Below are 26,741 nucleotides of genomic sequence, written 5' to 3' on the forward strand. Positions count from 1 at the left end.
TGCGCCACGTTGATGAACAGGTTAAGGCCTGTGCGGGTTATCGCGGCGTGCACGCGGCTCGGATTCGGGACGTTCGACGCCACGACCACGCTCATCGGAGCCGCGTTCGCGCCTGGAATCCTCTTTGCCCGAGCGACTGCGTCCGCGTTGCGGGTCTTCGTCCATGTAGCGGACCCGGCCACGATCGTCCATTACCTTGACCCGGTTGATCTCGCGCCCGTCGAACTGCACGCGCTCGGCACCCAGGACCTGGCCACCGGTCTCGCGCTGCGCGCGCCGCACCGAGTCGGACAGCGAGATCCGGCTGGGCTTGCTCGGTGGGCCGGCGTCCTCGCGCTGCCGCGGAGGCTCCTGTGCGTCGGACTGCGCCCAAGCGACCGCGCTCGCCCCGGAAAGGGCGATCAGCAGGACGAGGGGAAGTACGGAACGGGACAACAATCGCATAACGGAATCGTAACGGATTTCGGCTTCCCTGAATGAACGGGACCCGTCACCGGCTGTAATGAGGAATGGCCTGCGATTTTGGGCCGCAGCGGTGAATTCGGTCTGAACTTGTCCACAGGCCGCCTCAGGCCATTCAGGTTCACTGACGCTCAGAAAACCTCGGCCACGCAGCAGCGCAACGACCCGCCGGCGGCTTCGATCGCATCCAGGGCCACGCTGCGCACACGGAATCCGGCCTCGGCCAGGGTCTGGCGGGTGCACGCGGTCAACGCTGCGTCGGCTCCGGCGCTCATCCAGACCGAAGCCTCGCTCAGGCTGATGGCGTTGCCGGCGAAGGCGGCATGTTCGGCCGGGGACAGGCGGATGCCGTGCGGGGCGTAGAAGTTGGCGATGGTCTCGACCACCGCCGGATCGGCGAAGCCGGTGGGGCAGATCAGGGCGGCACGTCCGGCGAGTACGGCCAGGACCACGTTGGTGTGGTATTCGCCCGGGGCCAGGTCGAACATCAAGGTGGCGCGCAGGCCGAAGGCTTCGTGCATCAGCGCGGCGCCGGACTCGTCGCAGCGCTCGGACAGGCCGCAGTAGCCGAGGCCGCGGGCGCGGTCGATGACCAGGGCGCCGGTCAGTTCGCACGGATGCGGCTGCAGCGACAGATCGAGTTCGCGGTAACCCAGCAGGCCGGTGAAGAAGTCGCGCAGGTCGGCACGCACGGCTTCGCGCTGACGCACTTCATGGCGCATACGGCCGACGATGAGCCGCGCCGGTGCGGTGGCGAAGACGTTATTGGGGAACAGGGCGTCTGGCGTGTCCGGATCGCCGGGGAAACACACCACAGGCAATTCGGTGGCCAGTCCGCGATGCAAGCCGCGATGCTGGGCCATGGCCCCTGCGGCATCGAACGCTCCGGCCTGGGCCATGTACTGGTTGTCGCTGGCCGACTGCTCCGCCCGCGCGAATCCATCCGGAGCCACCAGGAATGCGGCGCGCGCGATGGGTGGACCGAAGTCGGCGGGGCATTGGCCGGCGAACTGCAGGAATGCGGTGGTATCGCGGGTAATCATGGGGAAGTCGAACTGTCCAGTAAGTACGGAATCAGATGCGCGGAAACAATAGCTAAACTTCGCCATGCGCAACAGCGAAGACGACCCGGCTCGCGTAGGAGCGACGTGAGCCGCGAAGGCGATGCCCCAGCCGATACGTAAGGCATGGGTCCACGGGTTTCCTGGACTCCACGATGGCCAGCAGAGGCATGATGATCTCTCATCGCAGTTGACGCTATCGGCGGCCGGTCTGGATGCCTGGCTGCAGGAACCGGTCTATTTCGTCGACACGCTCATGGTGACAAGCGTTTCCGCAAGGAGCGGCAGCCATGGTCCGCACAGGCTGCTTGCCTAACCCTGCCACAGAATCCACTACAGCAAGAACCCCCGCCAGGCAGGGGTTCTTGCAACCTCGGCATAGCCGACACTCAGGCAACCATCGAGCGTCGCTCACGCTCCTGCTGCTGGACTTGCGGCTGCTGGCTCAGGATTTCCTGTTGCACCTGCACCGTGCTCTTTTCCATCGGTTCGGCTGCCGCCTGTGCCTTGTCCAGGTGCACGCGATGATGGGCCGGATCGTTGGGCGCACCTTGCACCGCGAACAGTCCGGTGCCGTTGCTGCTCTGCACGACGTGGTCGATCCGCGTCAGGCCGCTGGCCTTGGCCTCGAACACCGTGGCGCCGGCCGCGTTCTCCAGCTCCTGCCGATTCTTGAACGCCTGCGGCCCCAGTTGCTCCATGCCCTTCACCGCCTGCTGGTACAGGGCATTGTCGGGATGCCGCGGATCGGAGAGCAACGGCGCCTCCTTCGACTTCGCCAGTGCCTCGAGCGTCTGCGGACCCACCACGCCATCGGATTTCAATCCATGCGCCTGCTGGTAAGCCTGCACTGCCTGCTGTGTACGGGGTCCAAAATCGCCGTCCTTTGCCAGCGCACGGCCTTGGCTGTCGAGATAACCAAAACGGCCCAATGCTTCTTGCAATTGCACTACTTCGGGCCCTCGCGTACCAGTGGCGAGAAGAGTGGCAGCAGCCGGACCCTGCGATTGGATCTGTGGCTGTGGCGCTTGCGCCGATGCCTCACCGCTCAGACCGCGATAGGCCGCATCGGATGACAGGCCGCGGGCGATATTGGCTTGGTATTGCGTACGCATCTGCTCCAAAGCCAGTCCTGCTTGCTGCGGGGTGATGGAGGCGCTGTTGCCGGCATTATCGCCATCGTAGAAGCTGCGACCGGTACGCGGATCGGCCACACTGGCGAACTCCTGCGCCAGTGCGGTCTGTGCGCGACGCAGGCCTTCGGGTCCGCTGCTTTCTCCGGTGATGTACGCGTTGACCGCAGGGCGCTTTTCATCCACCAGATAGTCGGAAAACATCCGCTCCTGCAATTCAGGAGTCAGCTTTTGGTTGCGGTCCAGCCGCAACGCGGTGACCGTTTCCTCCATGGTGCCGGGAATGATCTGGAATTTGCCCACTGCAAATAGCCGATCGGGATCATTGCGCGGCAGGTCCTGGCGACGCATGATTTCGGCCAGGGTCATCTGCGAGAAATCGATTTCCTTGCCGTCGGCGTCACCGGCACGGCCGCGGTTGTAGGAGTTGTACCCGCCTTCACCGCTGCCGATCAGGTTGCTGAGCGTGGTCGGCCCGTATTGCGCAGCAATCATGGACGGCTGCGTGGTCGCAGTTTGCTGTGGAGGCGCGCGCAGGGCAGCAGTGGTGTCGCGGCCCACCACGCCATCGGCCTCCAGTCCGCGCGCGCGCTGCAAGGCCTGCACGGCCTGCTCCGTACTCCGGCCAAAATCGCCGTCAGTGGCCAGTACCCGGCCCTGTGCATCGCGAAACCCCTGTTGGTTCAATTGTTGCTGCAAAGCGGTCACTTCGGGGCCACGGTCGCCTTCCTTCAGCACGCCGTCGGCGAGCGCGGAAACGGAAACCGGTACCGGCCCGTCGCTGCCCCTTGTGGGATACGAATCAGGGGTGATGACACCGCTGGTTATATCGGCGACATAACGCCGGAACTGCGCGGGTTCCATCTCCACGTGCGCATGGAACGAACCCGGCGAGCCGGTATCGCCCATCTGGCCCAAGCGTTGCCCATACTCGACGCGTGCGCCCTCCGGTGGCGAGTTGCCGCGCTCCATATGCAGGGATTGTGCCAGCAGCCTGGCTCCAGGCTCGCCGAAGGGACGGTCGTAAATGCGGACGGCGTTGGTCGCGTCACCAAGATAATGGATGTAGCCGGCGGCCGGAGACGGAACGTATACCGGCCCCGGGCTGTCCTGGCTGAGGATGAAATCCTTCTTTACCAAGGTGCGGCCATCGCTGGTGCGTCGCACCTCTTCCAACTCGCCGTCGATAGTTTCGTAATTCCGCCCCGACTCGCGGCCCGAACTGGGATGGTGTTTTTCGAGGTCTCGAAAGCTGCCGACATCCTCGACGCGACTTCCTACACTTTCCGTAATCCTGTACCTGCTCATGACTGTCTCCTAGACTGAGTGTGTGTTGGAACTGCAGCGATCAAGGGCTGGGCGCGTCGGGGTCTTCAGCCAGATACCAGCAACCGCGCCGATGCTGGAAACGATACGAGTTGCCTTCCGACATGCCGTAGCGATAACTCACGTAATAAGAACCTTCGGCCTCTGGCTTGATCTCCAGCGGCGTGGGCATGGGGTCGGCCTTGCCGGTGCTGTCGACGATATGAAAGCCATCGGCGCCGCGATCAATGCGAAAACCGGAATAGTCCGCCGCGCTCACGTAGCTCGGATACGTTTCGTAGTCTTCGCCTGCATCGCGGTATTGCATCACCTTGACCAACGGGAGGGTGAAATCCCTCTGAACACCGTCGTCACCAGCGAATGCATTGAGGAAATCCTCGAAATTCTGCGACGGGCATTGCGCGACCATGGTGGCGCCCTGGGCAGGTGAAAATTCCCAGCCACGCACATTCAGTACCGCCGCCGCGCCGGAGAGCGGCCATTTGGTGTAATCGCCGTAGGCATCGACCTTGAGCACGCTTTGGTCGGAACCGTGCGCGAACCGCATGAGACAACGGCCATCGCCGCTGCATGATTCAAGCTCCGCAAGCTGGCTGCAGATTGCAGCTTCGCCACCTACATTTTCTTCGCATAACGGGTCCACCAACGGAAGCCAGCCTTCCGCCAATACAGCGTTACGCAGATCGACATACGCCATGTCTTTCTTCAGCACACCTTCGAGAACGCGCTCAGCAGCACGGACTTGCGATTGCGCCGGCTCATTCACGGCCGGGGTTGCGGCCCTTGCCTGAGTATCCGTTGAAGGCGCGGCATCACATGCGCTTACCAAGGCGGACAATGCCAGGGCGACAATGATCTTTCCATGCATGCGGTTGTTTCCTTCGGTCATGTTGAAAAAGCAATCTGCTTCAGCGGCTCAATGGCGGAAAGCGAAGAAACGGAAACACGATCGCCGCAAACTCGAGATTGAATAGTGGATGGAGCTAGATCGTCATCCGCATTCTCGCGTGTATTTCCTGCAACTGAACAGACTCCTGAACGTCCCTATCGATAGTGACCGCACAAGCAGCATGCCGAATCAGACACATCAGACGATGGCGATCTTGTCCAGAAATTGATTCTCGCAAGAGCCCATCTCCTTGGACTCTTGTCGGCTTGAAGAAGGACAGCTACACCTTCATCGAACGCTGTTGTTCCCGTTCCAGCTGCGCGTTTGGCTGGGTTTCCTGCTGTACTTGTACCGTGCTCTTTTCGATTGGCTCGGCTGCGGCCTGCGCCTTGTCCAGATGCACACGGTGGTGGGCCGGATCGTTGGGTGCACCCTGCATCGCGAACAGGCCGGTACCGTTGCTGCTCAAGACGATGTGATCGATCTGCTTCAAGCCACTGGCCTTGGCTTCGAATACCGCCACACCGGCCGCATTCTCCATTTCCTGGCGGTTCTTGAACGCCTGCGGACCCAGTTGCTCCATGCCTTTCAACGCTTGCTGGAACATCGCGTTGTCGGGGTGCCGCGGGTCGGAGAGCAGGGGCGCTTGCTCCGATTTCTTCAATGCTTCCAGGGTTTGCGGGCCTGCGATGCCATCGGCCTTCAGCCCATGCGCTCGCTGATAAGCCTGCAAGGCCTCCTTGGTCCGGTCGCCGAAACCGCCATCTTCCTTCAAGGCGCGACCCTCATGATCGCGGTAGCCCAGCTTGTTCAAGGTGTCCTGTAGATGGCGGATATCTTCGCCCTTTTCGCCATGCTTGAGCATCCCATCGGAAGCGGCAGTTCGCGGCGCTTGCGGATTTGATGCTTGCGTTTGGCCTTGTACCTGGTCCTGCCGCTTGTCCTGCAACAGCGTGCGCGCCTCGGCCAGTGGATCCGTGGCATACAACTTCACGCCATTCGCCTGCTTGCGTTCCAGGTACCCGTCCAGCGAACTCAGCTCAACGCCTTCGCCGCCGCGTGACTGGCTGATCACGAGCTCGCCGCTCTTCGGGTCGCGTACCACCATGGTGATGTGGTCTATGCCCTTGTAACGGCCGGCGTCCCATTTGGTAGGGCCATTGTCCTCGCCAATGATCATGCCTTCCTTTAGGACATCCCGGGTGACGGCCTTGCCCTCGATCATGACCCCCGAGCGTGCCTGGGCCTTGTCGACGATCATCGCCGCGCCATCGGTGCCAAGCTTGAACAGTTCATTCTTGTCGAAGACTTCGCGCCCAGTCTTGGCGTTGATTTCGGCCATGGTCGCGTTCTGCATGGTCGCCACCCATCCCGAGCAGTCGACATAGCCCTGGTCCGGGTGTTTTCCGTCGACACCGGGGTACTTGCCGCTCATGGCGTACTTCACGTGGTCGTACTTCACGCTCAGATCATGAGCCGCGGTCAACGCTATTCCTTGCGCGGTTTCCGCAGTCGTACCGGGGGCAGGCTGCGACGGGAGGATTGGGGTTGGCGCTGTCTGCACGGGCGCGGTGGTCTGCCCGCCTTCGGTCACGGGTTCGATTCCCTTTTCGGGAATCCGTACCCGGTCGAATTTCTGGTCCCAGTACTGCGTGAACGTGGTCGCCATGTCGCGGTCGGACATGTTCCTGAAATCCGCATATCTGGTGCCGGTAACCGTTTCGAAGTCCCGGGAACTGACGTTGTTCAGGATATTGGCGCGGGTATCGTCGCGGCCGAAATGACCCGTGGCGATCGCCGTCTGGATAGAGCGATAGCCCGCACCACCCTGCTGATGCGCCATGTACATGTCCAGCCCATCGGGCTCGGACTTACCGGAAAGATAGGGACGCCCATCGCGTTCATGGCGATTGACCAACGTCTGCCGGTTGTCCTGATAGAGGCGCGCCGCCGCATCCGTATTGGCTACCGCATCCAGTTCGCGCCCACGGATTCCGTAGGCGTCGGCGGTATCCGGGACGAACTGGAACAATCCCTTGGCGCCGGCAGCCCCGCGGGAAGCCTGCTCGTTGAAGCTGCCGCCGGTCTCGATATAAGCGAAGCGCATGAAGTCATCGCGCGGAATGTTCCGTTCCCGCGCCTCGCTTTCGATGATGTCGAGGACTTCCTGCCTGCTGTAATCACGTTCCATGATTCTCATTCCTTTGGGTTGAGTTACGGCGAAACCCGCCGCGCTGCGTCAACCGGACCCATCCGTGGGTCCTGAGCAATAGGTCAACCGTTGCTGTTACTGGTATTGCTTGCTGTTGGCGTCGTAGCGATATTCGGCGCTGTCGGCCGGCCCCAGCGTGCGAAGTTTTCCGCCTTCGGCGATTTCCGTCCCACTGCGCGCAACGCGAAGCAGTGGCAGATCGTCCTGCGCCTGCGGCACGAAGCTCAATGTGCCGGCGCTACTGGCGCAGGCGATCTTGCCACCGTCTTCTTCATCACAGGCGGCGCCGTTGTCCGCCCCGACCACAACATTGCCGACATATACCCAGCGCTGCTGGTCGGTCTTGGTCAGCTCGTGGGGGTTGAAAACCAGCAGGTCGAAAGAGCTGATCCGCGTGCCGGACGCCAGATACCAGGTGGGGATCGCCAACAGCAGGTTGCCACCGGGCGTGCGGTAGCTTTGGGGTTCGCGCTTGTCGTCGATTTCGTTGCCCTTCTCATAGGCACCGAATTCACCGACGGAACGATCCGAACCCTGGAAAGTCCACGGTTTATCCGTGCCCGGGGCGGTCAGCAAGAAAGTCGACTGGGCGATTGTCGCTTTTGTTTCCGGAGCAGGCTCGCTTTCCTGTTCGGCCTTGCTGAACTTGAACGGCGTGTCGTAGGCGAAACCGGTGTAGTAATGCTTTCCATCCAGGTCGAACTGATAGCCATACCAGTAAGTGGTCCAGCTTCCATTCTCGACCTCATACGACAAGGCGCCATCGCCATCCTTCTGATAGATGAAATAGAGCGCGCTGCTGGGCGACGGAGGCTGCGTGACAGCTTCGTTCTGATGATCATTGGCCACAGTGGGGGTGTCCTGCTTTACCGGATTGGTAGGGGTGTTGACGGCGGCCGGAGAGACCTCATCGGGCGTCTTGGCTTTGCAAGACCCGAGCAGCAGCGCTATCAGTATCAATAGGATCGTTCTTCCGTGCGTCATAGGGCTGCTCCATGCAGGACCAAAGATATGTTATAGGCAATTCATTAAAACAAATATTTTGTTAAGCGAACGCAATATAGTCATAAATTATGAAGCTGATCACATTGTTCAAATCTACTTAGAATATTGGATGCTTGCTAACCGGAGCGTTCGCGACATGGATTAATTCCTTATTAAAGATCCAGCCTTACGACGGGATCACGTTCGACCTTCAGTGCGCCCTGTGACTTCGGGGATTCTTACGTACCTTCTAGTACTCCAACACTGGCTTCGTGCAGTCTGAGTAAATAACTTTGCACTCTTCAGTTTCATTTTTTTCCCCGCATGTCGACATGGCAAGTCGAGTGGCAGCTTCAATTGATGGTCCACCTTGAACAACCGCTGTTCCAGCAGAAATCTCACCATCACGCATTGGCTTCACAATCACAGCGCATTGATTGTTGTAAGTGATCTCGATCTTGCACTTCTTAGCCCCCCAAGTAGCACAGCGTGCTAAAGCATCGCGCTTGGCGTCATTCTCTGAGAACTTCCCAACTGTGACTCCAACATCTCCACTGTAGTCCATAGCTATTGCTCCCCAAGTAAGTTTCCAATGACCTTGAGGGCGCTCTATAGGAGAACTTCCGCTGGCGCCGCCTTGATAATTCGGAATTGGAGCACAGCCCATTGCGCCCTGCCCTCCTTGTGGGTAGTAGCCGGGTGGGCAGGTTCCACCTTCAGCATGAGCAAACGAGCCGACGCCCAGCAAGCATAGAATCAGTAATCGCCAGATATTCATCTCTATACCCATTGCACTAGTCATAAGCTCAGGATACTGGCCCCTTGTTTGCTAATCCACGCTGACCGGCCGTTACGTCCACTGACGGCTCTGGGGCGCCAGCTATTCTCGTGTTGGCTGGCTGAGTGGGTAGTGCCTGCGTTGTCTGTTGGCTATTCTGTGGCGCCGATGCAATATGTGATCCATTCCCCCCCTGATATCCTGACTCGCCAGGACGATGGCCTACAGCACCTCCACCGCCACCAAATTGAGAGTACGCCATAAACTGGCCTAAGGTCCCTTGGAAAAACATCGCCGCCATGGGTGGCGCACTGATGATCAAGGCCGTGAGAATCAGGCCCATACCGCCCTGCTGCATCGCCTGGCTGGTCATGCCGTCGCTGAAATTCTCACCCAGCAGAGAACCCGCCAGAGCGGTAGTCCAAAATGCGGCGGCCACCCGGGTGACCATCGCCAAGGCGATCGACACCATGGCGCTGAGCACCGCCATCGAGAACATCGTGCCTATGCCATACAAAAGCCATCGCTGGAACAATGGTTTGGTCTGATCGAACAGCAGGCACAGGATGAAGATTGGACCTAGTCCGATAAACAAGGCCATGGCGACCTCATACAACAACAACATCGTACCTCCGGTAATCGCCGGGCCACCGGCACCTATACCTATGAACCACATGGCACGCGTCTTCTGACCGTCCAGGGTTGGGTCACCCATGACGTCCAGCCCATCGATGCTCGACAGGGCAACCTGCATCCAGGCCAGGTTCTTGTCGATCTGATCTTCCGGGGACTCATCATCGCCCGTCACTACATGGTTGATCTCGTTCTTGACATCCTCGTTGAGGAATTTATGCAGGTCCGAGCCGAACATGGCCATTGTGGTGGCAGCTGTGAGAATGAATACCGCTCTCAGCGAGCTCGTCACCAGCGCCATCATCGAATCACGCGACTGGCCCGTCACGATGCGATAGCCCTGGATCATGATCCATAGCGTCAGTAGGGTAAGCGCAATGCCGCCTACCCATTGCATGGCATTGCCCATCAGGCTGATACCGAAATCGCGTATCTCTTCCCGCAGGTACGTCAGGATGAGCCGGAAGAAGACGAAGTCCCCGACGGACTGCACTTTCGGATGGAGCCACTCCAGCCATCCATTGCTTCCCAGCAATCCACCCACGATATCAACTCCCCTGCTCATCTTTGCTCTTATCCTTTAAAAGCCACCGCTTTGACTATCGAAAATCTCATTGAAGAAAATTCAGTCGCCGACTTCCAAGGCAGTCTTCAGTGCCGCGGTTTTCACGAAAGCGCCGAGCATTCCCTGCTTTCCCTTCAGAGCACCCTGCGTCAAGGTTCGTTGGGTGCCTTCAAGCGTCTCTACATATGCGTCATAAGTCGTAATCTGCGACTGGTAATTCTGGAAGTTCAAAGCGATCGAGTTATTCATTTGTGCGGACTTGCTGGTGGTGCCTTCGACGGTGCCTTGATTGTTGTTGGCATTGCGCTCGTTCTCTATCTCCTTGAGCATGTCTTCCATCTTCGGCACGTTGTCCTTCATGAATTTAACCGTGAGGTTGTACTTCATGTTTTGCACGCGCTGTATGTTCCCGCATATCTGCTTTTGCTGTTCGTAGATGTTTCCGGAGCTATTGAGGCTGATCATCTTGGTCAAACTACCGAGACTGAATCCAGAACCACAGCGCTCGGCCACCATGTAAGTGTTTTCGTCAACCGGCTCCAGGTTCACGCCCTTGTCCAGGCCCATTGACATCGTGAGACCCTTCATCATCACAAGTTGTTGCAAGTAGTGATCCCAAGTCTGCTTCCACTGCGCACCTTCCTTCCCCCATTGCGCAGCTGTCTTGCCCCACTCCCCAAACCAGCTCGTCAAAGTGGAGCTTATGTGAGCCGCATCCGTCACGGGAATAATGGCTTGCGCATTGCCCGCTGCCACCATCATGGTCGCGAGCAGAGACAAGGCGAGCGGGCGACTACTATTGCGCTTGTTCGCAGATGACAATTCAGCTTTCATTGCTTTCTCCTATAGTCCGTAGCCATAGCACGTGAACAAATTTTCCACTGATCTTTCGCCGAAACCTTGACTCATTGAAATAATCGTTATGCGATGGCTTTTCGCCCTTCGGGAGATCTTGTACTGCTCTTTCCAGATCCCTTCCGGCTGGCGTAGAACTGTTCAAGCCACTGCTCCGGGCGCAGCTCATCGGATTCAATGCCCTCTACGCGGGCTCGTTCTGCCAGCACCTGATGCATGATCTCAATGTTGTCTGTCGAAGCCGAAATCACTGCCAATGCATCGTCCATACCACGCAGGTTGAGCTGGCACACGCTGGAGGCGTGACCTTGCTTGACCAGGAAGCAGCGTGAGCGCTCGTCCAGGCTGACGACCACCTGGTATTCGGCTTCGGTCAGCTTGAGGCCATTGATGTAGTCATCTCGGCTGGCATTAGGGTTTGGCAGCAGGATCATGGTCGCGGTCTGCTCGATCAGGGCGGCAGCGATATCGCTGGCCAACGCGTCTTCCGGGCTTTGGGTGGCGAAGATGCCCAAGCCATTCTGTTTGCGGATGGTCTTCTGCTTGTTCTTGGCGAACTCCTTGAGGCCGCCCTTACCGTCGAGGATCTTCCAGAATTCGTCCATCACATAGATCAACGGGCGTCCGTCGATCAAGGCCTCCAGGCGATGCAGCAGGTAATTGATCACCGGCACACGCACTTCGGGGTTGTCGATGATGTCGGTGTAATCGAAGCCGATGATGTTGGCTTTCTGCATGTCGATGGTGTCCACGGGGTTGTCGAACACCCAGCCGTGGGAATTGCCTGCCGTCCAGCGGCGCATGCGCGCGAACAATCCATCGTCGCCCATGTTGGGCAGGCTCTTCTGGAAATTCGTCATGTTGCGCAAATGCATCGGCGTATCGAGCATGTTCTCGACCGCCCGGAAGATGTCTTCCTCGTCGCGCGAGGTATAGCTGAGCTTTCCCGCCAGCACCTTGATCAGGTCGGCCAGGAACTGCACGTTGGCTTCATTGCGTTCGCAATGGAAGGGATTGAATCCGGTAGGACGACCGTTCTCAAGAGCCAGATAATTTCCGCCACACGCACGCACGAAAATTTCCGCGCCCCGGTCCTTGTCGAAAAAGAAGATCGTCGGCGAGGGCTTCAGCTTCTGCACCTGGCTGAGCAGGAAATTGATCAACGCGGTCTTGCCGGTACCGGACTTTCCGATGACCATGGTGTTGGCGATCGCCTTCTCACCCAATGAGTTCTCCGCAGGATGCGTGGCGTGGAAATTGAAGTAATACGGCTGGCCATTCGTGGTCTGCAGAGTGGTTACGCAATCGCCCCACGGATTGTTGTCCTTCTTTCCGGAAGCGAAGTTGTGCAGCGGCGAGAGACCCAGGAAATTGAGCGAACTTACGTTGGCGATTCGGGTACGGAATTTCCAGTTTCCTGGCAATTGCGAGTAGAACGACGAGACCACGGCCAGGTCTTCCTTGGCCGAGACAAAACCAGCATTCGACAATTCGGCGCGCGCAGTGGCGATGTTCTGCGAGAGCTTCTCCTGGCTATCGGCGTAGACGCCCAGGGTGAAATGGTACTCACCAAGAACGAAATTTCCCGAAGCCAGCTGATCCATCGCATGGTCCAGCTCCACGATCTGGCTTACCGCCTTGTCGCCGGAGGAGATCATCATGCCCTTGGTGCGATCAAGCACCTTGAGTGCGTCCTGCCTGCCCATCGGGCTGAAGGAGTGGGTGATTACGTAATCGAAATCCAGGTATTTGAGCCCATTGAGGATGCCCGGGTAGGTTCCGTCCGTATATTCCTTGATGTTGAGGATGGCGCCGAAGTGATTGACGCCATTGGGGGTGTTGATGATGAAGTCGCCGGTCTTGTCCGAGAACATATGGCGACTTACCGGCAAATAGCTGTGCACCGGCGATTGCAACACGGGCACCGGCTCATCGATGCGATTGAGCAGGTAACCGAAGAATTCCAGCGCTTCAGAGAACACGATTCCGTTGCTGGCTTCGTACATCCCCAGTCGATAGGGAGAATAATCCTTGAGCACCGCTTCGACATTGCCTGCGAGTTCCTGGATCTTGCCGATCGCCTGGTCCTGTTCGGACTGCAACTGGGCGGTATTCGTCGATTTCTCGACGAAGCGCTTCCCCGTCACCACAGGCCTATAGATCATGGTGAGGTAAAGCTCGTTCTGCATGATCTTCTGCGAGGACAGGGCCTCGAAATAGGCATCCGACATCTGCTGGTTGAAGGACTGCTCGAACAGACTGCTGTCCTTGATCCGGCGCTTGCGGCGCACGTCGTGCACCCAGAAAGCCACGTTCACGAAATCCGGTGCGCGCAGGGTTTGCAGCATGCGGTTGAACGTATTGTGGCGGTGTTCTATCTCCCACTCTTCCCGGCCCACGAACGGCAGCCCACCCAAGTGCCAAACCAGCAGGTAATCGCCACCCGTGGTCTTCAGTACCGATGGCGATACATGGGTCGAGAACGGTATGAACTCGCTGATGGAGGCATCTGGGTTGAACATGCGCTTTGTGTACTGCCGTTGGTTTCCTGTTTATTCCGATCACACCCTGCATGGAGCTCGACTTGCAGGGCACTCCCCGACCGGGCGGCCATGTTGGCCGCCCGGTTTGCTACTTGCCCGCCGGCTTCTGCCGATAGCTGTTGGGTGAGAACACCCACATACCCGAATGATGCTGTTTGTTCCGGGCCCTGAACTTGAATTGCCAACGTAGACCGATCAGACGAAAGATCATTTCGTCGCGTCGTGCCATCTGCCGCATCACGAACATGACCACGGGCAACATCAACAGGAACAGCAGATTGAAGTACATCGCAAACAGCAGGCACCCGCCGGCCACCATGAAGAAGGGCATGTAGGGAACGCCCAAGAACATGGCCGGACGGGTGCAGCCGCGGAAAAGTACGTTCTTTTGCATTTAAGGTCAGCAAGGTAGCCAGTTAGACGCAGGCACCGCCATCGGCACCCATCAGCATCCTGGCCAATTGGCCAGCGGCGCCAATCAACAGACCGCCAATGAGGATCGGCGCCACGTCGGCGATGCGCTTGTGCGCGAAAGCGATCTGGTACCCGGCGAAAATGATGGCGATGGTCACTACCGCGATGGAAGCGATGTTGAGCAGGCCTTTGATATTCTCGAAGAAGCCACACACCTTGGTATCGGCGCCTCCGAAATCAGCAGGTGCCGCCATCACCATTTCGGGAACGATCAGGGCACCTACGAACAGGACGGCCATGAAGAATGCGGAGAAAACGCTCTTGACCTGATGCTCGATTGCCTTGGACATGACTGGTTTCATGGTGGATCTCCTTGTGGATTGTGTGTTGTGGAACAGGGGCGTTTCCGGGGGATGACTTGCTCTAGAAGACGAATGCGGTATCGGTGGATGGCATGCCGGCATCGGTTGCGGCTTCGTCCACGGCGACTGGCCTTTGCGCTGGTTGCTGAGCCAACGCTACTGCGCCTGCAGCGACAGGGGCCTGTGCAGGTACGGATTCCAGGATCACAGGCCCGGCGGGCGCAGGATCCTGCATGGGCTTCGGGGGTTCGGTGGTGGCGATCACGCGTTGCATGCCCGGCTGTACAGGCGCGGCATAAACCGGATAACGGGTAATGCCTACCGAGCGACGCGATGGCCGGCTCACTACCGGAATAGGCCCTGCCGCATCGATCGTCGCAGGCGCCACGCCGCGCATCGATGCGTAGATCTTCTGCACGTAACCGTGCCGGTAGCCGGTAACGAAATTACCGGAGTAGTAGCAGCTGAAGGATTTACCCCAGTCCCCACCGGAGCGACTGTAGCAATCGGCCAGGATGCGTGAACCCGCCTGCAGGTTGGGACAGACCTGGAATGCCTTTTCGTAGGAATCGAGTCCGTACTTGCCCAGGTTGTAACGATTCACCTGGGCCAGACCGATCGAGAAGTTGTAGCCACGGCTCTCGAGCATGCGCACGGTCGACAGCGCTTCCGGAAGGTTCTGCGGCTGCCGGACCAGATGCCCGCCGACTACCCCGATCGCAAACTGATTGCGGGAAGACTCGACGCGCACGACATGGTGCATGACATCAAGCGGGACCGCCAGATCAGGACAATTCATCAGCTCCATGCCAAGTATCACCGCGCACCTCCCTATACACGCTTTCCAACATCCGACGACCAGTCAGCCATCAGACCGATGAACTGAAACTCGCACTATCCTTGTGTTTTCATATTTCATTAGCCCCATTGAGATGTCAATGGGCCAATGAAATGTCTGACGAGGCTCACTCTTTGCCGACGATCCGTTTCATTACGCAAACCGCATCACAAATTTCAAACGATGGGCTGACTCGATTACGTTGCAGGACGCATCAGCACCCAATACGCCAACAGAAGTAACCAGGTTACCCAACATTTTTGTTGCATGAGCAACCAGATCGGCGAACAGGAACTTCCCGAGAGGTACTGCCGGGCCGGTCATGGCCATCCATTGCCGCGGCATGTTCATTCCACGAAATTCCGTTCGGGATTGAAATCAATGCCGGTGATATAGCGCTGTCCTGCATGCGCCTTGATGTGGACCAGGATATCGATGGTCATCAGCAGCAGGCGCTTGATGATCGCGAACTCCAACCCTGCTCCTTCCGTCGATGCCTTGACCATCAGGGCGAGCTGGTCCCAGGTCTGGATGGTGCTGCCGGCGTGGCAGCTGGTGATCGAACCCGGGTGCCCGGACGCGCAATTGCGGATGAAGTAGAAAGACTCATCGCCGCGCAACTCGGCCAGGATGATCCGGTCGGGCTTCATGCGCAGGCATGCCTCCATGCAGCTCTTGGCGGTGACGTTGCTGGTGCTCTGGCCGCCCTTCGAATAAAGCAGATGCACGGCATTGGGCTGGCTGATGAACAATTCCCTGGCATCCTCGATGGTCACCAGCCGTTCGCTCTCGGGAATATGGTTGACCAGCGATTTCATGAAAGTGGTCTTGCCGCTGCCGGTGGCGCCGGAAACCACGATGTTCTTCTTGTACAGCACCGCCTTCTTGAAGAACTCGGCGTAGTTGCGCGAATACTTCAATTCAAGCAATTCGCGGTCATGGTCGCTCAGGGTGTGGCCCTGCTCCAGGATCTGGTCGAAAAACCCGTCTTCCTGGTATTGCAGCAGGGTCTTGGTATGTTTCGACGGCAGACGGATGGTGATGGACACCTTGCCCGCATCGCAGGCCGGTGGGATCACGAACTGCGCGCGTTGCCCGGTCGGGAAGGTCAACGAGACCACCGGGTCGGTATCGGTGATGCGCTGGCCGGTGTTGCTTTCATTCACCACAGCTGTGCAGAACTGGCGCGCGCGCTCGTAATTGAGGCCTGGCACCTCGACGCACTGCCAGCCTTCCCTGGTTTCCAGATAGACCTCGCCAGGCTTGTTGATGCAGATTTCCGTGACATCCGGGGAACTCATGTAATCGAGGATGCCCAGCACGTCGTACTGGTAGTTCAGGAACTCGTTCGAAACCCGGGCGACCGGCGAATTATCGATATCCATGCCGGTCCACCCGCATCAGTTGCGTGCCAGCACGCCGGAAAAATCGACGTCCTTGGCCACATAGATGTTGACGACGGTTCCCTGGTTGATCGTGACCGTAGCCGGTCGGCTCGCATAACGATCCACCGCCTGATTCGCCAGGCGCTCGACGGTGCGGGCGGTATTGCTCTGGAAAGGCTGCTCGATCACATGCCCACCACTGGTAACCGTGGTGGTGGTGGGACCGTTCTTCTCGCCCGCATACTTGAAGGCATCGCTGAGCAGACTGATGAACAGGGCGGCGCTGATCTTGCTACCCCAGTGGGAATTCAATTTTCCCGGATGGCCGGCGCTACCCAGGTTGTCGATGCCCGGGCTGGCCATGCTCACATCGATACCGTTGGGGGTCGTGATCCTGTCCCATATCACCGAGACGCGCGGAAACTTAGGATCCTGCACGTCGTAGCTGCCCAGCATCTTCGACCCCTTCGGCAACAGCAGGCGGCGGCCGTTGATCGAATAGACCGGCTCGGTCACCAGACATGAGGTGAAGCCGGGAATGTCGGTGATGATCCTGGTCTCGAGCACGCAACGGATATAGGTGCCCCGCACCAGCAATGCATCCGGCTTGTTGATGTACTGGGCGCTGGTGGCTTCGGCCGGCTGGAGTTTCTGGTCAGCGGGGTTTTGCTGGTTCCCGGGCAAAGTCGCGAGCATGGCCTGTACATAGGGGTCTGGCTGTTTGCCCTGGGATCCGCCCCCGGCATCACTGCCGTCCGCGTTCGCCATCCTGCGCTCCATCAAGGTCGGCTCGCGCGGTCCCGTAGGCACCTGCCCATAATCCGGCGGGTAAGCCGGCTGCATGGCAGGCTGCTGCGGCAGCGGAGGCATCTCGACCTGGCTGCTCTGAGCGAGTTCGATCGGTGCCACTTCCTGGACCGGCACCTCTCCTTCTGGCGCTCTTGGCAGCTCCGGAATCACCACTGCCTCTTCGCGCGGCTTGGTCGTTTCGCCCTTGCCCGAAGTTGCGCTCTTGAACATCCAGAACGCCGCCACGATCAGCAGGGCCACGATGCCCGCCAGGAACACCAGCGCCTTGCGATTCAGGCGCTGGAGTTCGTTGGACTTCAGCGTAGGGGCATTGGCGTCGAGGTCCGGCGGCGGCGCATTGCGCTGATTGGCGTAGTAGGGATTTTCGCCCCGGTCGTCCTGGCCCGAATCGCGATAGGAATCCCGTCGGGGATCTCGTTGGGAATCCGACTCTTCATCGTCGTGGGGCCGGCCGGTCTGGTTGGGAGGTAGGTTCTGGTTCACTGGGTTTTGTTCCTGCGCAGGCCGACGACGTTCTTGCCGTGACGAATCACCAAGTAGGGATAGGTGCCATGGACGACCAACGTGTTGTTCTCGACCGTGGTGTTGACCACGAAGTCTTCGCTACCTTCGCGTTCCCTGGCGAACACCGCAGGAAAATTGCCGGTAGGAAAGGCCTTGAGGTCGCTCATTTTCACGTAGGTGAACTGCCCGTCATCGTAGACGTTGGTCGGAATCAACCAGGCCTGCTTGGTGCGCGTCGAGTAGTCGTAGTTGAAGTTGTAACGCCTGTCCTTGTCGAGTCCGGTGCTCAATTGCGGGGTATCGTCCGCTTCGGCGATGAAATCGGTGTCGTTGGGATAGGTGAAGGTGATCTTGTATTGCACGCCGGCCTGCTTGGCCTGGTTGAGCGCGGTCCAGTCCGTGGCCACCACCTTCAATTCGAAGATGTAGGAGTGGGTGGCCGTGCGGATCATCATATTGGTGTCGACATCCACGTTCTTCGGCTTGAGATAGAACACGTTGTCGCGCCGGGTCAACTCCCAGCCGGCACTGAACCCGGTACTGAAGTCGAGGATTTTCTCGTTGGGGCTCAATTCGATCTGGGTGGTGATCCCCAGCCCCGTCCGCACTTCATAGATCCGGTCCGGTTCGTATTCGTAGTCCTGCACCACCTGCGCGCTGGCGGGCTGTGCCGCCCAGAAGACTGCCAGGTACAGCGCGGCAACCAGGCAATGTTTGCTAAAGCGGTTCATCGGTTGCTGGCTCCATTGACGCTGTTCGTGGGTGCAGGTGCGGTGACGGGTGCTGCAGCGCCCTCCGGCGGAGCGGCCTGGGCAGGTGCCGCGCTATCGGACTCGGGCGCAAGTGTTCCGGAAGCCGGCGCTCCCGCCGGGACTTGCGCACCGGGAATCCCGCTTTCCTGCATCGCCGCTACGGGCGCTTGCGGAAGCACGGTCTGGACGGGAGGCGAAGCGGCGTAGTCGTTGTCCACCCGATAGCTGGTCACCTGGAATCCAAGCGGATTCTCGATACGATCCTTCTCGTCCATCTTCAGATTGGGCTTGTAGGAAAACTCGAGCGTCGCGATCTTGCTGTCCAGCGGCTGCGAGGACCCGGTCTTCTTGTCGTAGAGACTGCGCTGGAACCGTACTGTCGCGCCTTTGGGTGGACCGCCGTCTTCGCCGCCTATCAGTACGGTGCTCAGGATATTCACCCGGATCGCCCGTTCCTTGCCGTAGGTGTTGTAGGGGCTGCTCATGTTGTTGCGCGCATGCAGGGTCGTGTAGCCCGATGCCACTTGCGGGGAGGACATCGTGTACACCGTGGTCCAGTCCCGCAGCAGCATCAGCGCCACGTCGTAGGACTCGCGCGCCATGAGGAAATGAGCGACGTTGCTGCGGTTGATGGCTTCGCTGGTGGTGATGCTGCGGTTGTCGAAGTTCTCGTTGAGCCTGGCGACGGTGCTGGTCCCTGTATAGGCATCGGCCATGACCAGGTAGGGCACCTTTTCCTTCAATGGCAGCATGTAGAAATAGCCCGCGGCCAGGATCAGCGACAGGAGGATGGCGCCGAACGCCACGAACCAGGCACGGCGTTCGCTTTGTCGCGCGATGTCGGCGATGGTCAGCTCGAAGCTGACCGACTTGGCGACGGCTTTGTCGATCTGCGGGGTGGATTCTTTCTTCCGGAACATCTAGGTCGATCCATGTGGAGCGGTGTCGTGGCAATCGGGTCCGCGCGCGAACATGTCCGCGGACTTATGGACTTGCCGGTGCTGGGTCGGCATCCGTCGCAGGCGCGGCTTCGGCCACCTGCGCCGCACGCACCACGATCTGGTTGTTGCTGGCGGTCACCGAGACCCTTTGCCCCGCGTAGGCCGAGGTCAGTTGCGAAACGGCCTGCTGCAGGTCATTGGTATGGATCTGCGCCACCGGCTGGTACAGGCTGAAATCGGAGGGGTGCAGGTACGAAAGGGTCATCTTCGAGTCCTTCGCCCAGCGGGTCAGCATGTTCTTCAGCGTGCCGTCCATGGGCGACGCCGTGAACACATAGGACTGGTACAGGGGAATTTCTTCCGCGGTGGCGGCATAGCGGTTCGCCGGCTTCCAGCGTCCGCCGAAATCCGGGGCCGGGCGCGTGGCGCAGCTTGCCAGCACGAACATCAGCGGAATCACTACCCAAAGGAAACTGCTAGCAGGAATTTGGTATTTCACGCTTCACCGGTGAATGGCATTGGGGAATTTGACAAGCACATGACGCACGCCGCGACGAATTTTCGCAGGGATCAATGCCACATGATTACGGCGACGAGTCGCACGATTACGGCTGGAATCGCGCTTGCTGCTGCAAGAAGACCGGATAGCCTGCAAGGCTACGGAACCAGAAGCCGAGGATGAGCCAGGCGCGAAGCCGCGGCCAGGACTGCCTATTGGCAATCGGACTTGAAAAGATTCGGGAATTACCCGGTACAGACTGGACATCGATTTCCCCGCCTCCTTGCAGACTTGCTCCATGAATCCTTCATGCCCGGGCTGCGGTCGGTTCATCGACCACCCGCTGGGCACCGATTACCGGACCTGCTCTACGACGATTACAGCCCCGACTGGATTTAGCTTGATCGCATGAGAATAGTCAAGCAATCGGTGGAGAGTTGTGCGTCAGCGCACGAATAGTTCCGCGCTTGCACAAGAAACAACTCCATTGCCTGCTCTTCTCTTCCCTGTTCATAGCGCGATGCGACAAAGCTTGCGAGTGAAATCATCCTGAAACAATCCGTCCCTTGCAGCGAATCAGGTAACCGGATAGATCTTCAAAGTCGCACCATGCGGGCTGTCGTTCGCCTTGCGGCTCCCTCTTTTTTTGCACCGGCCTCCTCGATCCACCGGGACTTCCGGTGACGCGCAAGCTGCAAATTCCTGTATCCGGACTGCTTTACCCGGCAGCGACAGACCATGCATCCTTTCGGTCACCTGCCACCCCTGTTGGCGTACGCCTTTCCCTGGAGTCCGGTATTCGTTCCCTCATGGCAGCAAGTGCCGATGACCCCCGATCCTGCCCCCCTCAGGATCCATGCGCCCTGTCCGCCCAAGTTACTGCGGGTCAGGCGGAACGCTAGAGACCAAGCTTCGGCACCTCCACCTTCGGCAACAGCCGCGAAGTGAAATACCGGTCCTGGTAGTACTTGATCTTCTCGCACATCACCGGGTGCGCGATGCCTTCATACAGGAACACTTCCTTGTCGAAACCCATGGCCTTGAGCTCTTGCGGCAGCATCAGGGCGCGGCGTTCTTCCACTTCGCTGAAGGTCACGCTGCCCTGCTGGCCGTGCGACTGGCTGCGGTTGCGCTTGAGCACGGTGGTATAGCCGAGCATGTCCGAGTAATCATTGGCGTCCTGTTGTTCGCGCGGGGCGTAGATGATCTGCAGGGCGTGGTTGGTGATGATGGTGCGGGAGACGTCCTTGCCGTAGGTGGCGTCCAGCTGCGACATGCTCTGGATGATCGGCAGCAGGCGGATGTTGTAGCCGGCCATGTAGGAGACGGCGGAAGCGATGATCTCGACCTTGCCGATGGCGGTGAATTCGTCCATCAGCAACAGGCACTGGTGCTTCAGTTCCGGATTGCTCTGCGGCAACTCCTTGGTGTTGAGGTTGATGATCTGGTTGAAGAACAGGTTCACGATCAGCCGGCTTTCCGCCAGCTTGTTGGGCTGGATGCCGATGTAGATGGTCATCCTGCGCTTGCGCACGTCGGTGAGCAGGAAATCGTTGCCGCTGGTGGCCGCATCCAGCACCGGATTGATGAAAGCGTTGAGCGGTTCCTTGAACGTGCCCAGGATCGAGGCGAAGGTTTCCTCGGCCTGGGACAGCATGTTGGCGAAGGCGGTTTTTGCGTGGCTGCTGAGGAAGGGTTTCTTCGAAAGCGCCTGCAGGTATGCCTTGAGGTCGCTGCCGTCGCCGGACGACAGGCGGTAGATGCTTCCGAGGGTCGGGAAGGCCAGGAATTCCTTCGGGAATCCCTGCTTCCACTGGTCGTCGAAATTCTCGAACAGGAACAGCGCGAACGCGGTGAATGCGTTACGCGCCTGGCTGACCCAGAATTTCTGGTCGTCCGATCCATCCGGGTAAAGCATCGCGGCGATGCTTTGCAGGTCGGAGATGCGGAAAGCCGGGTCTTCCGACACGTAGCTGAGCGGATTCCAGCGGTGCGTGCGTCGGTCCTCGGCGAAAGGGTTGAACAGGTAGATTTCCTGGCCCTGGCTGGCGCGCCAGCCGCTGGTCAGGTCGAAGTTCTCCTGCTTGATGTCCAGGACCACCATCGATTCCTGGTAGTCGAGCAGGTTGGGAATGACGATGCCCACGCCCTTGCCCGAGCGCGTGGGTGCGGCAAGGATCACGAACTGCTGTCCACCCAGGCGCACCAGCTTGCCGTTGAACTTGCCGACCACGATGCCGTTGTTCGAGGACTTGAACATGCCCTGCCGGGCCAGGTCGCCGGCGTTGGCGAAACGGGCATCGCCGTGCATGGCTTTCTTCGCCGGTTTCAACACCAGCACCAGCAACGCCAGGTATGCGAGTAGCGGCAGGCCGAAGCCCACGTAGCCCGCGACCTTGAGCTTGCCGACATAGGGCTGGACTTGCGGCAGGTCCAGCGCCTTGAGATAGGCCGGGTAGGTGTTCCACTTCAACAAGCCCGTGTCGAGCTTGAGGAAAATCAGGGCCAGATAACCGGACAGGTAGAACCCGGCCAACAGCACAGCCAGCCCGGCCGCCACCACGAAAATCGTCTTGTTCCTGTTCACCTGCACCTCCTTGTTACCCGCATCCTTCCGTGGTGCCTGGCAGGCTCAGCGTCGCTGCCGCATGGGTTTGGCGCGGACAGGCGCTTCGGCGCGCTGGAGGTTTTCTTCCTCTACCAGCTTGTCCATCCAGATCCTTGCGTCTTCCAGGGTCATGTCCTGGCGCAGCCGGGCGCCTGCCATGGTCAGCACTGCGTAACCGGTGATGTCGCCAGGATCGTATTGCTCATCCTGGGTCACGGCTACGACCTGGTAGTTTCCCTTGATCAATATCGGATGTGTGTATTCCGTCACAGTCACTTCCTCCTTGGCGTGTGGCCCGATCATATTACGTAATCAGCGCCGAATTGAAGTCCGGGCGCACCGATCGAACAACCGCATCGATCAGGCAGCGGACTCCAGTCGCGATTCGGTCATTGCGATCGCCTTCTCCACCAACGCCCAATCCGCACCCGGCTTGTGCGCGCCTTCGCTCAGCACCTGGCGGAAAGCGCGGCCGCCCGGTTGGCCGTGGAACAGGCCGAGCAGGTGGCGGGTGATGTGCTTGAGTGCGATGCCGTGGGCGAGCCGGTCTTCCACGTAGGGTCGCAGTGCGCGCAGTAGCTGCGCGCGCGGCTGCACTTCGGTACCGGACAGCGCCGCGTCCAGGCGGTGCAACACGTACGGGTCGTGATAGGCCGCGCGGCCCAACATCACGCCATCGACATGCCGCAGGTGTTCCAGCGAATCCTCGACCGTGGCGATGCCGCCATTGACCGCGATGGTCAACGCCGGACGCTCGCGCTTGAGCCGGTAGGCCCAGTCGTAACGCAGTGGCGGCACCTCGCGGTTCTCCTTCGGTGACAGGCCCTGCAACCACGCATTGCGCGCGTGCACGAAGAAGATCCGGCAACCCGCTTCTGCAACCGTGTCGATGAAGGCGGCGAAGCGATCGTAATCGTGTTCTTCGTCCACGCCCAGGCGACATTTCACCGTGACCGGGATGTCCGTGGCTGCGATCATCGCCGCCACGCAGTCGGCGACCAGCGCCGGCTCCTTCATCAGGCAGGCACCGAAGCGGCCGGCCTGGACGCGGTCGGAAGGACAACCGACGTTGAGGTTCACTTCGTCGAAACCACGCTCCTGCCCGACCCGCGTCGCCTGTGCCAGCAACGTCGGATCGCTGCCGCCCAACTGCAACGCCACCGGATTCTCGACCGGATCGCGCGCCAGCAAGCGTCCGCGGTCGCCCTGCAGCACCGCATTGGCGTGGACCATTTCCGTGTACAGCCGCGCACCCGGCGCCAGCAGGCGGTGAAACACCCGGCAGTGGCTGTCGGTCCAGTCCATCATCGGCGCCACCGATAACTTCATTTCTTTGTAATTCAATTATTTAACCTGCAAATAAAAAGCATGGATAGGCCGCGTGCGCTCTCGTGCACTCCAATTCGCCCGATTGCGCCTCTACGACCCTCGATGCACGCATAGCGCATACGAAATGGCGACATTGCCAAGCTCAAATCGGGCCACTCGCGGGTACAGGTCCGGCGCAAACAATCCTATGCCAGCAAGACCTTCCTGAGCCATGAGGACGCCCGGACCTGGCCCTACCCAGCACCTTAGGCTTGCCTGCCAAGCAGGCGGATAAGGATTAATAATCTATCCCTTAAGGCCCTTAAGGGCTATTTAATACGACCTTTCCGTGCGATCCCAGCAGCAATAGACACCCTACCCCCGGTCCGGCGCTCTCTTGCCAAGCTGGGCAAGACCTCGAGGACCCCGGCGCAAGCGCAGCCTGGCCGCGGAAATGATGGTCGAGTGTGCCAGGCTTTCCGGGACGACCTACCTGAAGGTCGAGAAAGGAGATCCCATCGCGTCCATGGGCATGTACGCGATGACCTTGCACCCTCGGATTCTCAACAACCAGCCTGGTCGAGATCGCGGACAGTGGCAGCGGCCCGATCGAACTTGTTCCTGCGCGGCGTCCTGTTCGGGAGTCCCGCTCGTCCTTCGCGCTAACCGCCAAAGCTCCGTTGCACGGCGAATCCAACATACGGACCGCTCTTCAATACCCGCTTCTCGACATGATTCAATGGAGACGCGCCGCGCAGGCCGTCGTAGATGTACCTGGTACGCGTGGCCGGGCCGTCGGTCAGGTTCTTGGCGAACAGACGATACGACCACTTGTCGGTCGGCTTGTACTCCACGAACAGGTCGACCCTGTTGGAAATGACGTCGGTCTGGATTTCGTCCACCTTGAACTCGGTCTCTTCCGCTTCCACCGCATAGTCGACTCCCCAGCGGAGCTTGCGGGCGGGGATGTCGTGACTGAGCGTCAGGCCCGCCTCCAAAGGCAGGTCGCCCGATATCCGCCTGGATTCGCCAGTGGCGGGGTCGGTGACTCGACTGCGGCGCCAGAGCGCGTTGGCCTGCAAATTCACTCCATTCAATCCGATCCGATCAAAGGGAAGATTCAGATTCGCTTCCAGTTCCTGCCGTTTCCCATCGCCGATATTGCCGACCGAATCGAAAACGCCCAGGTCGGTGAAGGTCGGGATCCTGTCCACGACATCGCTTATCTTTTCATGCCGCGCGGCCACGACCAGCGAACCCGCTACGAACCGGTGTTCCCAGGCTGCCTCGATCCGCCACAGGCGGTCGGGTTCGAGGTCCTGGTTGCCCGCGGTAACCGTACCGCTGGTGAGGGAAGCCGAGCCGGCGAAGTTGGCGAAATCCAGCTGGCCGACCTCGCGCTCGATCAAGCCCCTGAGTCCATCCGCTGGCGAGATGGCCCATGTCGCCAGCAGGCGCGGCTTGAGGAAGGAAAGGGATTTCGACAGCGTGCTGTCGCCGGTCTGGGCAAGTTTCGAGAACTCATAGCGCGCCCCGACCTCGATGGTAACGGCGGGTGACGGCAACCAGGTCGCGGTCGAGAATATTTCGACCCTCTGTTCTTCCACCCGCACATTGGCAAAGGGAAGCAGGATGTCGATCCCGTTCTCCCTGAGGGCCGTATGGCTATCGAGCACATTGAGCGCACCTTCTGCACCCGACTCGAATGAAACAACATCGCCCTTATGACGATAGACGCCACGCAGTATGGTCTCCCTGGCGTCCACGACTTCGCGAGATTCATCGGAGCTTCCTTCGCTTCGCGATGTGTCGTTTCCGCTTTCCCCGACATCGCTGATGCTTGCAAGCAACTCGAGCTCCGCACGGGGCGAAAGAGGACGCTCGAAGCGCGCCGCCACTTCTTTTGTTTTTGTCGTTACGCGTTCTGTTCCGGTGGAGAGTTGGGGTAGCGGGTAGCTGATATCGTTCTTGATGTCGGCGAACATGCGCTCGTCCTTGAGAAGCGCATTCACCTTGAGCGACCCGCCAGCCAGGGGAAATCGATAGCCGCCGGAAAGCTCCTTGACCGTTTCCCCTTCCGGTTGCTCGTAATCGGCCTGGCGCAACAGCGTTCCATCCTCGGCATACCGGTTACGGATACCGAATCCGTGTTCGTCGTCTATTTCCCGGTAAATGGCGACAGCGACATCCAGGGTTCGGCCCTCATTGTCGCTGGAGAATTCCGCTGCGGCTCTCGGCGACGAGAAGCCATGCTGGAGGAAGGCATCTTCCACCTCGATCCTGCCCCTGCGCTTGCCTCCCTGGATCCTGACGACGTTCGCCATCACCGCGTAGCCCTGCATGTCCACCCCCGCCGCCCCGCTGCGGACGAGCTCCACGCGTTCGACTGCCGAAGCGGGTATGCGCTTGAGGATCTCTTCTAGTGTCTGTCCCTTGCTGGCAGGACGCTGGCCGTCGATCAGGATGTTTCCCCCGGTGCCAGCATATCCGCGCAAGTCCGCGTCGCCCTCGATGGGGCGAAGGCCGGGCAGCAGGATGACCATGTCATAGGCGGTTGCGGGTTGCGATCGCGAAAAGTAGCCGGTTTCGAATCCGGTCACTCCCATCCGCATCTCGGTTTGCGCATAGGCACGGGGTACCCCGCTCAGCATCAATGCCCCCAGGATCGCCGCGCCGATTGCCGTGTACTTCATGCCGTGCATCTTTTTCCCTGGTCTAGTGGACTCCTCTTCACCTTTACAAGAGGCCACCCACAGGTGGCTTACGCGTCGCGTCAGCGTGGTGTCAGCTGGGCGATACACGGACAGACAAAAACGGTCTGTATTCGATTGCGAACCTGCATCACCATTGGATATGCAGATTTGTCGGTGCATCATCCG

23 protein-coding genes are annotated in these 26,741 nt (G+C 59.4%); all 23 read right to left on the minus strand.

Going from position 1 to position 26,741, the window contains the following annotated elements:
• Nucleotides 1-21: 21 nt before the first annotated feature.
• The 23 genes from CSC74_RS12690 to CSC74_RS12800 all read right to left on the minus strand — a co-directional run bounded on the left by CSC74_RS12690 (nt 22) and on the right by CSC74_RS12800 (nt 26,555).
• Nucleotides 22-444 carry a PepSY domain-containing protein gene (locus CSC74_RS12690; protein ID WP_211369643.1) on the minus strand — a complete coding sequence of 141 codons (423 nt, stop codon included), beginning with the start codon at nt 442-444 and terminating at the stop codon, nt 22-24.
• 149 nt (nt 445-593) lie between these two features.
• Nucleotides 594-1,505 (minus strand): arginine deiminase-related protein, encoded by a 912-nt coding sequence (locus CSC74_RS12695; protein ID WP_162314850.1) that lies wholly within the window; start codon nt 1,503-1,505, stop codon nt 594-596.
• A 407-nt stretch (nt 1,506-1,912) separates the two neighbouring features.
• Nucleotides 1,913-3,964, minus strand: coding sequence for a peptidoglycan-binding protein (locus CSC74_RS12700; protein WP_162314851.1), 2,052 nt, complete (start codon nt 3,962-3,964; stop codon nt 1,913-1,915).
• A 40-nt stretch (nt 3,965-4,004) separates the two neighbouring features.
• Complete coding sequence (locus CSC74_RS12705; protein WP_162314852.1) at nt 4,005-4,871, minus strand: hypothetical protein; 867 nt, start codon at nt 4,869-4,871, stop codon at nt 4,005-4,007.
• Nucleotides 4,872-5,151: 280 nt separating this feature from the next.
• Entirely contained in the window at nt 5,152-7,062 is a 1,911-nt protein-coding gene (locus tag CSC74_RS12710; protein WP_162314853.1) for a peptidoglycan-binding protein, read from the minus strand.
• A gap of 96 nt (nt 7,063-7,158) precedes the next feature.
• A complete protein-coding gene (locus tag CSC74_RS12715; RefSeq protein WP_162314854.1) occupies nt 7,159-8,067 on the minus strand; it encodes a hypothetical protein in 909 nt (302 codons plus the stop codon).
• A gap of 250 nt (nt 8,068-8,317) precedes the next feature.
• Nucleotides 8,318-8,857 carry a DUF4189 domain-containing protein gene (locus tag CSC74_RS12720; protein ID WP_246193223.1) on the minus strand — a complete coding sequence of 180 codons (540 nt, stop codon included), beginning with the start codon at nt 8,855-8,857 and terminating at the stop codon, nt 8,318-8,320.
• A gap of 16 nt (nt 8,858-8,873) precedes the next feature.
• Nucleotides 8,874-10,043, minus strand: a complete 1,170-nt coding sequence (locus CSC74_RS12725) for a TrbL/VirB6 family protein (RefSeq protein WP_162314855.1) — start codon at nt 10,041-10,043, stop codon at nt 8,874-8,876.
• A gap of 60 nt (nt 10,044-10,103) precedes the next feature.
• Nucleotides 10,104-10,877 (minus strand): hypothetical protein, encoded by a 774-nt coding sequence (locus CSC74_RS12730; RefSeq protein ID WP_162314856.1) that lies wholly within the window; start codon nt 10,875-10,877, stop codon nt 10,104-10,106.
• An 86-nt stretch (nt 10,878-10,963) separates the two neighbouring features.
• The gene (locus tag CSC74_RS12735; RefSeq protein WP_162314857.1) at nt 10,964-13,420 is read right to left on the minus strand and encodes a VirB4 family type IV secretion/conjugal transfer ATPase; all 2,457 of its coding nucleotides are present in this window, start codon (nt 13,418-13,420) and stop codon (nt 10,964-10,966) included.
• Between the two features lie 109 nt (nt 13,421-13,529).
• The gene (locus CSC74_RS12740; protein ID WP_162314858.1) at nt 13,530-13,835 is read right to left on the minus strand and encodes a VirB3 family type IV secretion system protein; all 306 of its coding nucleotides are present in this window, start codon (nt 13,833-13,835) and stop codon (nt 13,530-13,532) included.
• 22 nt (nt 13,836-13,857) lie between these two features.
• Nucleotides 13,858-14,217, minus strand: coding sequence for a TrbC/VirB2 family protein (locus CSC74_RS12745; RefSeq protein WP_425501461.1), 360 nt, complete (start codon nt 14,215-14,217; stop codon nt 13,858-13,860).
• A gap of 61 nt (nt 14,218-14,278) precedes the next feature.
• Entirely contained in the window at nt 14,279-15,025 is a 747-nt protein-coding gene (locus CSC74_RS17755) for a lytic transglycosylase domain-containing protein (RefSeq protein WP_211369635.1), read from the minus strand.
• Between the two features lie 183 nt (nt 15,026-15,208).
• Nucleotides 15,209-15,406, minus strand: coding sequence for a hypothetical protein (locus CSC74_RS12755; RefSeq protein WP_162314859.1), 198 nt, complete (start codon nt 15,404-15,406; stop codon nt 15,209-15,211).
• Nucleotides 15,403-16,440 (minus strand): P-type DNA transfer ATPase VirB11, encoded by a 1,038-nt coding sequence (virB11, locus tag CSC74_RS12760; protein ID WP_162314860.1) that lies wholly within the window; start codon nt 16,438-16,440, stop codon nt 15,403-15,405. The genes CSC74_RS12755 and virB11 overlap by 4 nt, the downstream gene beginning before the upstream one ends.
• Before the next feature lie 15 nt (nt 16,441-16,455).
• Complete coding sequence (locus CSC74_RS12765) at nt 16,456-17,733, minus strand: TraB/TrbI/VirB10 family type IV secretion system protein (protein WP_162314861.1); 1,278 nt, start codon at nt 17,731-17,733, stop codon at nt 16,456-16,458.
• On the minus strand, nt 17,730-18,485 hold the full coding sequence (locus CSC74_RS12770; RefSeq protein WP_162314862.1) for a TrbG/VirB9 family P-type conjugative transfer protein: 756 nt from the start codon (nt 18,483-18,485) through the stop codon (nt 17,730-17,732). Before CSC74_RS12770 ends, CSC74_RS12765 begins: the two co-directional genes overlap by 4 nt.
• Nucleotides 18,482-19,426, minus strand: coding sequence for a VirB8 family type IV secretion system protein (locus CSC74_RS12775; RefSeq protein WP_162314863.1), 945 nt, complete (start codon nt 19,424-19,426; stop codon nt 18,482-18,484). Before CSC74_RS12775 ends, CSC74_RS12770 begins: the two co-directional genes overlap by 4 nt.
• Nucleotides 19,427-19,490: 64 nt before the next feature.
• Nucleotides 19,491-19,895 carry a TcpQ domain-containing protein gene (locus tag CSC74_RS12780; RefSeq protein WP_162314864.1) on the minus strand — a complete coding sequence of 135 codons (405 nt, stop codon included), beginning with the start codon at nt 19,893-19,895 and terminating at the stop codon, nt 19,491-19,493.
• Between the two features lie 949 nt (nt 19,896-20,844).
• On the minus strand, nt 20,845-22,533 hold the full coding sequence (locus CSC74_RS12785) for a type IV secretory system conjugative DNA transfer family protein (RefSeq protein WP_162314865.1): 1,689 nt from the start codon (nt 22,531-22,533) through the stop codon (nt 20,845-20,847).
• Between the two features lie 45 nt (nt 22,534-22,578).
• A complete protein-coding gene (locus CSC74_RS12790; RefSeq protein WP_162314866.1) occupies nt 22,579-22,824 on the minus strand; it encodes a hypothetical protein in 246 nt (81 codons plus the stop codon).
• Between the two features lie 90 nt (nt 22,825-22,914).
• Nucleotides 22,915-23,883 carry a tRNA dihydrouridine(20/20a) synthase DusA gene (gene dusA / locus CSC74_RS12795; protein WP_162314867.1) on the minus strand — a complete coding sequence of 323 codons (969 nt, stop codon included), beginning with the start codon at nt 23,881-23,883 and terminating at the stop codon, nt 22,915-22,917.
• A 641-nt stretch (nt 23,884-24,524) separates the two neighbouring features.
• Nucleotides 24,525-26,555: a TonB-dependent receptor plug domain-containing protein gene (locus CSC74_RS12800; RefSeq protein WP_162314868.1), complete on the minus strand. Its 2,031-nt coding sequence runs from the start codon at nt 26,553-26,555 to the stop codon at nt 24,525-24,527.
• Between the last annotated feature and the right edge of the window lie 186 nt (nt 26,556-26,741).

The organism is Pseudoxanthomonas yeongjuensis (assembly GCF_010093345.1).
GTDB lineage: Bacteria > Pseudomonadota > Gammaproteobacteria > Xanthomonadales > Xanthomonadaceae > Pseudoxanthomonas_A > Pseudoxanthomonas_A yeongjuensis.